Source organism: Lentilactobacillus sp. (genome assembly GCF_040773105.1).
GTDB lineage: Bacteria > Bacillota > Bacilli > Lactobacillales > Lactobacillaceae > Lentilactobacillus > Lentilactobacillus parabuchneri.
Genome location: NZ_JAXGWW010000163.1, coordinates 1 through 4,600, shown reverse-complemented (window position 1 = coordinate 4,600; position 4,600 = coordinate 1). Strand labels below are relative to the sequence as shown.

The window sequence follows — 4,600 nt, the reverse complement described above, 5'->3', positions numbered from 1 at the left end:
CCAATGTAAGGTCCAAGGTATGGAATGATATTGCAAATTCCGGCAATCACGCCCAACAACAATGCGTATGGTGTGCCGATAATTACATACCCAATCGCCGTGAAGGCCCCGACAAACAAACACTCGATCATCTGACCGGAAATATATTTGGAGATAGTGTGACTCATTTTACCTAATAAATCCATCGTTTGTTCACGGTGACGTTCGGGCAAGATATTCTTGATGGTCGGTGCCAACCGATAACCGTCCTTAAGCATATAAAACAGGACAACCGGAACGGTTACGGCAATGATTACCACGTTGGCTGCCGCTGAAATGATCCCGCCTAACCCGGTCGTCACGCTGTTAAAGATCGTCTCGGCGTACTTATTGACGTTGCGGGATAGTTTGTCTGTCATCGACGTAAAGTCAACGTTTTTCAAAAATGTTTGAGAATTGATTCCCTTAAACATCTTGTCCACTAACTGTTGGCCCTGTTTGGCAGCGTCCGGTAACTGGTTGGCCAACGTGATTAACTGATTGACAATTTTTGGAATAAAAACCGTTGCGGCAAGTGCGACCAGCCCCAACAGCAGCAAAAATACCAGGGTGGTCGCCCACGTCCGGGTAATATGGTGCTTGCCAAAGCGAACCTTCGTCAATAAATTGACAATCGGATTCAGCATATAAAACAAAATGCCGGCCAGAAGAATTGGAATAAAGACCGTCGAAAAGAAGATCGCAATTGGCGAAAACATAAAACTGATCTTGGTACAGATCCAAATAATCGCAACCACAATCAAAATTTCTAATGACCAAAACATGAGCGGAGATTTTTTTAATCGTTCGAGCATTTGTAGGCTCCTTACGTTTTTACTTTAGCACTGATTTTTTACTTATAAATTTCATTGTATCATAAAACAAAAAATGACCAGTGCAAAAATTGCACCAGTCACAAGAAGAATTCCTCATTGATTCTGACGAGACAACTCTAAGTATCGTTCATACCAAATGGCAATAAATTCTTTTGAGAACGGGCCCTTTTCATTTTCGATCCAGTCCACCAAAATTCTCACATTGCGTTTTAAGATATGATCGATCTCCGGTCCATAATTCCAACGCTTGCTAAATTCCAGATACTCATCTGCATCCAGTAATTTTCGCCTGCCGTCGGGGAAAACTTTGACATCCAAGTCATAATCAATATATTTTAACGCCTCTTTGTCAAGAACGTATGGGGAGGCCAAATTACAATAATAGGCAATCCCGTCGTCTCGAATCATCGCTACGACGTTAAACCAGTAATGTTTATGAAAATAAACCAGTGCCGGCTCTCGCGTTACCCAATGACGCCCGTCATCTTCGGTAACCAATGTATGATTATTACATCCAATCAGTGAATTTTCGTTTGTTTTTAATACCATCGTATCTCGCCAAATACGATGCAAGCTGCCATCATGCTTATAGCTTTGAATCGCAATGAAGTCTCCTTCTCCAGGTAATTTTTGAAGTCGTGGCATTTAAATACCCACTTTCTGACTAAGCTAACAGCATCGATTGTTACCAATCCATTTGTCATTATATCAGAGTGCGCATTAATATCGAAATTATTTTATTCAGTCAGTTTGGCAATGGCGATGGTGATGTCGTCCATCAAGAACCCTTTTCTAAAGAGCGCCTGTTTGGTCTTTTGGGTGCGTTCATACGGCTGCAGCTTGGCGTATTGCCGAAAGTACTTAGCGGCCACTTGATCGATCACATCATGATCTTGTTCTGCCATCTCATCGGTATCGGTTTGGTTGATAATCTCTTCGATGTCCCCATACGGAAAGCCACGGCGCATCAGGAGTTCCTTGGTCTTGTTAAGGGCCATTTTGGCTGAATCACGTCTGTACCGTTTCAACTGTTTTTCGGCAACTTCAATGCCGATTTCAATCACGTCATCTGCCGAATAGTAATGGTCAAGTGCTGTTTCAACTTGATTGGCAGCAACCCGTTTATCCTTTAGATGACGGCGGATCCAATCCGGGCCATTCTTACGTTCCCGGACAACCGTCCGCACATAACTGTCGGCGTATCGTTGGTCGTCAATCAAATTTTGATCGACTAAAATATCAATCACTTGATTAATGGCATCCGGATCGTCTGATAAGTCGGCCAACTTATCTCTGACTTCGTACTCGGTTCGCAGGTTGTGGGCCAAATAGTTCAGTGCGCGACTATGTAATTTGGAAATGTTGTCGGCGTTTTTAAGCTTGTCAATCAGCTGATCGTCAACTTCCATGCCCTTGAAGACCCGGTATTTAATCAAGACTTCTTCACTGATTGGAAATGCGTATTGACCGTCAACGTAGACGTTAAAACGACCCTTTCGCTTCTGCGCTTCAATTTTTGTAATTGTATTTGCCATGAAAAAACCTTCCTTGTGGCGTGATTGAAATTCACTTTGACTTTTCAATTTGGTATACTGAAACCAATTTAAGATAGAGGATGAAAAATTATGATAACTGCTCACGTTGTTTACGCAACAATTACTGGAAATAATGAAGATATTGCCGACATCGTCACGGAAGCCTTTGAGGACGCCGGCGTCGACGTTAAAGAAACCGAGATTTCCCAAACCGATCCTGCCGTGTTTGAAGATGTCGATATTTGTGTCGTTTGCCCGTACACGTATGATGAAGGCGCGCTTCCTGAGGAAGGGATGGATTTTTATGACGATCTCAGTGAACTGAACCTTAAGGGCAAAGTTTACGGCGTTGCCGGATCCGGGGATGTCTTTTACGAGGAGTTTTACAACACCTCGGTTGACAAGTTTGAAGCAGCATTTGAAAAAACCGGTGCCACCAAAGGTTCAGACAGCATTAAAATTAATTTGGAACCCGATGAAGACGACATCAAAAAGCTTGACCAATTTACAGCCGACTTAATTGAAAAAGCGCAGCAATAGCACCTCGACGTTCTTTAAAGGGACTGTAGCAAATCACATTTTGCCGCAGTCCTTTTAATTTTGCCAAGGGCATCCCTGTCCGCGGCAAAGCCTACTTTTTGGACCGCTTGATTCGCTTGGCTTTTTTCGGTCTGCTTTTTCGAATCCGTTGCGCTCGTTTCCAGACGGTTTCCAGAGCATCCTGCTGTTCTTGAATTTTACCTTGGCGAATTTCTTGAATCGCCGCATTGACTACCCCGCCAAATAACATAATGATTCCCGAAAAGTCCAGCCAGAACATCAAAACAATGAAGGTTCCAATCGTCTTATAGGCATCGATTCGGTGAGCAAAGAACCGCAGGTAAACGGTGAAGGCCTGAGCCAGTATCATCAATCCCAGCGTCGAAATCAGCGCCCCAACCCAAATGTAGCGAAATTTGACCTTGGCAGTTGGCACAAAGTAATACAAAAGGCTGAGCAACAGCCAGGCGATTGCAATGGTTACGGGCCATTTCACCGTCCCAATCAAATTCAGGATCCGATGAGGGACGTTTAATATTGGGTTCAGCCATTCAAAAAACATCTGACTGAAAGCAAAAACAATGATTAACAAAACAACGGCTAAGATTAAAACCAGCATCCAAACAAATGAAACCAGGCGATTTGAAATGGCGTTTTGGTTGGCCGCAACGCCGTATGTCTTGTTAATACTGCGTTGAAAGGCCGCAATCGCGCGACTGGCTGACCAAATGGTCACAATTAAACCAACTGACAACTGACTGGCACCGCCACTTTGAAGCGTTGAATTGATGATCGGCTCCAGCATCAAATAGATTCGATCAGGAAATAACGGTCGAATATAGACCTCAACTTCGCTGATTTGAATATGAAACATGTTCAAGACACTACCGATAATAAAAAAGATTGGAAAAATCGACAACAGTGTATAAAAGGCCAGCACGGCTGCAGAGTCCGATACATTTCCAGACGAGTACCGTTTGACGATAATTTCAATGAAGTTTTTGATGGTCACATATGCACGTTTCATAACTTATCGACTTTCTATCTTAGATTGATGAATGGTTGAACTGTTGTTGAATCGCGTTTAAAATTCTGAGTGAGGCATTGCCATCACCATACGGGTTCTTGGCTTCGGCCATCCGCTGATATTCTTTGGGATCATCCAACAGCCGTTCCATTTCGCGCTTAATCACCTTGGGGTCGGTTCCGACTAGTCGTAGGGTTCCGGCCTTGATCCCCTCTGGACGCTCAGTGGTGTCTCGAAGGACCAGTACCGGCTTCTTCAAAGATGGTGCTTCTTCTTGAACACCGCCTGAATCAGTCATGATAAAGAAGCTTCTGGCAGACATGTTGTGAAAGTCCAACACGTCGAGCGGCTCAATTAAGTGAACCGCCTTGACGCCATCGAACACCTCATGAGCAACTTTTTGAACAGCAGGGCTCAAATGAACCGGATAGACGACTTCCACGTCGGGATGGCTGGCCAACACTTCTTTAATGGCTTCAAAAGTCCGCCGCATTGGTTCACCTTGGTTTTCCCTGCGATGCATGGTCAATAAGATCATCTTTGAATTTTGGTTGAGTTCATCAAATACCGAGTGTTGATAATCGGCCGTCACGGTCTGCTTAAGGGCGTCAATCGCAGTATTTCCGGTCACGTAAATATTTTTG

General features: G+C 43.9%; 6 protein-coding genes. 1 reads left to right on the top strand and 5 read right to left on the bottom strand.

Going from position 1 to position 4,600, the window contains the following annotated elements; all coding sequences use genetic code 11:
* The 3 genes from AB3112_RS08425 to recX all read right to left on the bottom strand — a co-directional run.
* Positions 1 to 833 (bottom strand): AI-2E family transporter (locus AB3112_RS08425; protein WP_367334283.1); only part of this gene is annotated, 833 nt, incomplete at its 3' end.
* Positions 834 to 947: 114 nt separating this feature from the next.
* Positions 948 to 1,499, bottom strand: coding sequence for a DUF402 domain-containing protein (locus AB3112_RS08420; RefSeq protein ID WP_057911084.1), 552 nt, complete (start codon positions 1,497 to 1,499; stop codon positions 948 to 950).
* A 92-nt stretch (positions 1,500 to 1,591) separates the two neighbouring features.
* A complete protein-coding gene (recX, locus tag AB3112_RS08415) occupies positions 1,592 to 2,389 on the bottom strand; it encodes a recombination regulator RecX (protein ID WP_367334282.1) in 798 nt (265 codons plus the stop codon).
* Between the two features lie 90 nt (positions 2,390 to 2,479).
* On the opposite strand from recX, the gene AB3112_RS08410 reads away from it, so the two are divergent.
* Positions 2,480 to 2,929 carry a flavodoxin gene (locus AB3112_RS08410; protein ID WP_084974795.1) on the top strand — a complete coding sequence of 150 codons (450 nt, stop codon included), beginning with the start codon at positions 2,480 to 2,482 and terminating at the stop codon, positions 2,927 to 2,929.
* A gap of 91 nt (positions 2,930 to 3,020) precedes the next feature.
* Here the strand turns inward: AB3112_RS08410 and AB3112_RS08405 are convergent, their stop codons facing one another.
* Both AB3112_RS08405 and wecB read right to left on the bottom strand, forming a co-directional pair.
* The gene (locus AB3112_RS08405) at positions 3,021 to 3,956 is read right to left on the bottom strand and encodes a YihY/virulence factor BrkB family protein (RefSeq protein ID WP_057911081.1); all 936 of its coding nucleotides are present in this window, start codon (positions 3,954 to 3,956) and stop codon (positions 3,021 to 3,023) included.
* Between the two features lie 19 nt (positions 3,957 to 3,975).
* The coding region (gene wecB / locus AB3112_RS08400) for a non-hydrolyzing UDP-N-acetylglucosamine 2-epimerase (RefSeq protein ID WP_367334281.1) at positions 3,976 to 4,600 on the bottom strand (625 nt) is incomplete at its 5' end.